This is a genomic window from Micromonospora sp. 15K316, from assembly GCF_004348525.1.
In the GTDB taxonomy this organism is placed as follows: Bacteria; Actinomycetota; Actinomycetes; order Mycobacteriales; family Micromonosporaceae; genus Micromonospora.
The window spans coordinates 1-3,050 of record NZ_SMKG01000369.1; the positions used below are offsets into that span (position 1 = coordinate 1).

3 protein-coding genes and 1 pseudogene are annotated in these 3,050 nt (G+C 73.3%); 2 read left to right on the forward strand and 2 right to left on the reverse strand.

The window, feature by feature from the left end:
• Positions 1-131 precede the first annotated feature (131 nt).
• Entirely contained in the window at positions 132-317 is a 186-nt protein-coding gene (locus E1211_RS31460; protein WP_132353777.1) for a hypothetical protein, read from the forward strand.
• 126 nt (positions 318-443) lie between these two features.
• Positions 444-674 carry a thioredoxin reductase gene (locus tag E1211_RS31465; RefSeq protein WP_132353779.1) on the forward strand — a complete coding sequence of 77 codons (231 nt, stop codon included), beginning with the start codon at positions 444-446 and terminating at the stop codon, positions 672-674.
• Between the two features lie 312 nt (positions 675-986).
• On the opposite strand, the pseudogene gndA reads toward E1211_RS31465, so the two are convergent.
• Both gndA and E1211_RS31475 read right to left on the reverse strand, forming a co-directional pair.
• Positions 987-2,438 (reverse strand): annotated as a pseudogene (gene gndA / locus E1211_RS31470) (NADP-dependent phosphogluconate dehydrogenase); the annotation flags it as partial.
• A gap of 101 nt (positions 2,439-2,539) precedes the next feature.
• A complete protein-coding gene (locus tag E1211_RS31475) occupies positions 2,540-2,836 on the reverse strand; it encodes an MTH1187 family thiamine-binding protein (protein ID WP_132353783.1) in 297 nt (98 codons plus the stop codon).
• Between the last annotated feature and the right edge of the window lie 214 nt (positions 2,837-3,050).

Here is a 3,050-nt window from a genome sequence, read left to right on the forward strand (position 1 = left end):
CCGCCCGCCCAGGGCTGAAGCCGCTTCCTGCGGTGGTCCGCGCCGGTCGCGGGGCGGGCCACCGCAAGGCTTACCTCGCCGTGACGCTGGGTATCTGTTCTCCCAGGAGCCACTGACGGAGGTGAACCCACATGATCCAGAAGCGCATCGCCCAGTGGGCGCTGATGGCGATCGCCGTTCCGGTGGCGGCTGCCGGCGCGCGCCGGCTCAGCCGCACGATCGAGGCCCGTCGCGGCCCCTCCGGCGTCAGCCGCCTGCTCGCCAAGGGCGCGGACCGTCTCCGGCCGCAGAAGGCCAAGCGCCGCGCCTTCTGGTGAGCCCGGCCGGCCCGCCGGGCGCCGTTGCCGGGCTGCGCCGTTGCCGGGGTGGCGCGGCCCGGGCCCGCCTAGGATCGAGAGGCGCGGGGCGTGTCGCGGGGGCGCGTCCCTGACGCGGGGGTGGTCATGCGGGATCTCCGGTTCGAGATGACGGCCGCGCTGGCTGGCGCGAACCTGGTCGACGCCGCGCAGCGGGAACGGGTCGCGGACGTCTGCGCCGGCGTGGCCGAGCGCTACTGCGCCGAACTCGGCCACACCGCCGCCATCCGGTCCGGCGAGATCGGCGAGCTGGCCCAGGGCGAACCGGCCGCCGGGTGGGCCCCGACGCCGGCGGAGGAGACGCAGCGCGCCTGGTGACAGCTCCGCCGCCCCGGGCCCGGCTACCGGCTCGGCCTGCCCAACGGCCCCGGCCTCCTGCTCACCGTGACCTGCTCATCGGCCTCGGCCTGCGCTCACCGCCGTGCGGCCCGGAGGCAAGTGTCGCTGTGAGCCTGATACCTCAGAGGCATATATATGCCACTGAGGTATCAGGCTCGTTCGGCGTTCTCCGTCTCGCCTCGCCGGGCCCTCGCGCGCCTGGCGGCCGGGCGCGCGCCGGACCTTCCCATGCCTGTGGTCCAGCGCTCGCCGGACCTCCCCAGGCCTGGCGGCCAGCCGGGGTCGGGTGGCTCAGGCCTCCACTTCGGACCGGTCGCCCGCCCAGAGGGTGTGGAAGGTCCCGGCCCGGTCGACCCGGTGGTACGTGTGCGCGCCGAAGTTGTCCCGCAGGCCCTGGATCAGCGCGGCGGGCAGCCGCTCCGCGCGCAGCGCGTCGAAGTACGCCAGCGACGAGGCGAACGCCGGAATGGGCACCCCGGCTCGGGCGGCCTCGGCCACGATCCGGCGCCAACCGGGCACCCCCGCGCTGACCGCCTCGGCGAAGTACGGCGCCACCAGCAACGTGGGCAGGTCGGGCTGCTCGTCGTACGCCTCACGGATCCGGTCCAGGAACCGGGCCCGGATGATGCAGCCGCCCCGCCAGATGGTGGCGGTGCCGCCGAGGTCGATGTTCCAGTCGTACTCGCGGCTGCCCGCGCTGATGTGGTCGAAGCCCTGCGCGTAGGCGACGATCTTCGAGGCCAGCAGCGCCCGGCGTACGTCCTCGATGAAGGCGTCACGGTCGTCGACGGTCAGCCGCGCGCCGCCGCCGGGGAACGCCCGGCGGGCCGCCTCGCGCTGGTCGGCGTGCCCGGAGAGGGAGCGCGCGAACGTCGCCTCGGCGATGCCGGTGATCGGGATGCCCAGGTCGAGCGCGCTCTGCACGGTCCACCGACCGGTGCCCTTCTGCTCCGCCTGGTCGCGCACGACGTCGACGAACGGGCGGCCGGTGGCGGCGTCGGTGTGCGCCAGCACGTCGCCGGTGATCTCGATGAGGAAGGACTCCAGCTCCCCGCGGTTCCACTCCCGGAAGATCTCCGCGAGCTCCGCCGGCTCCGCGCCCAGACCGGCCCGCAGCAGGTCGTACGCCTCGGCGATGAGCTGCATGTCGGCGTACTCGATGCCGTTGTGCACCATCTTCACGAAGTGGCCGGCGCCGTCCGGGCCGATGTGCCGGCAACACGGCACCCCGTCGACCTGCGCGGCGATCTTCTCGAAGATCGGTCCCAGCTTCTGGTACGACTCCACCGAACCGCCGGGCATGATGCTCGGCCCGTGCAGGGCACCCTCCTCGCCGCCCGACACACCGGTGCCGACGAAGTGCAGGCCGTGCTCGCGCAGCGCCGCCTCCCGGCGCTGGGTGTCGGCGAAGTGCGCGTTGCCGCAGTCCACCACGATGTCGCCCGGCTCCAGCAGGGTGGCCAGTTCGTCGATCACCGCGTCGGTCGGCCCACCGGCCTTGACCATCACGATCACCGCGCGGGGCCGCTCCAGCGCGGCGACGAAATCGGCCATCGACTCGGCCGCCACGAACGTGCCCTCGTCGCCGTGCTCGGCGATCAGGCTCCGGGTGCGCTCCGGCGTGCGGTTGTGCACCGCCACCCGGAATCCGTTGCGCGCCAGATTGCGGGCCAGGTTGCGGCCCATCACCGCGAGTCCGGTAACCCCGATCTGCGCCTTCGCCTGCTCGGCCATGCGCCGCCACCTCTCACTGTCGCTCTTCGCGTTTCGAACCTATCGCGACGGGCGGTGACGGGTACCAGTGATCGTGATCCCGTTGCGCTGGGTAGCGGGATGCTCGCGGGTCAGCCCTCGGCGAGCCGGGCCTCGATCCGGTCGACCTTTCCGGTCAGCGCGTCGGTCACCCCGGGACGGACGTCGGCCTTGAGCACCACACTGACCCGTGGCGCCTGCTGCGCCACCGCGTCGACGGCCCGCTTCACCACCGCCATCACCTCGTCCCACTCGCCCTCGACAGTGGTGAACATGGCGTCGGTCCGGTTGGGCAGGCCGGACTCGCGGACCACCCGGACGGCCTCGGCGACGAGGTCGCCCACGGAGTCGCCGACACCGAGCGGGGTGATCGAGAACGCGATCAGCATGGGCTGATCGTAATTCGGGTGCGCGTACCCCGGGCCGGTGAGTAGCCTCACCGCATGCGCTGATGACGCCCCGTTCCGAGCCGGCCCGCCGCCCGTGCGCGCGGTCCGTGCGCTCCCGGGCGTCCGCATCCCCTCCCGCCGCCGTCGCGGTGTGCCAGGCGTGGCCGTTCCCGGGACCAGTCCCTCCCCGTCCTGACCGTGGCTAATCCAGCCC

Bases quoted from the DNA above. Each gene is read 5' to 3' on its own strand.
- E1211_RS31460 (WP_132353777.1), top strand. From the start codon at position 132: ATGATCCAGAAGCGCATCGCCCAGTGGGCGCTGATGGCGATCGCCGTT.
- E1211_RS31465 (WP_132353779.1), top strand. From the start codon at position 444: ATGCGGGATCTCCGGTTCGAGATGACGGCCGCGCTGGCTGGCGCGAAC.
- E1211_RS31475 (WP_132353783.1), bottom strand. From the start codon at position 2,836: ATGCTGATCGCGTTCTCGATCACCCCGCTCGGTGTCGGCGACTCCGTG.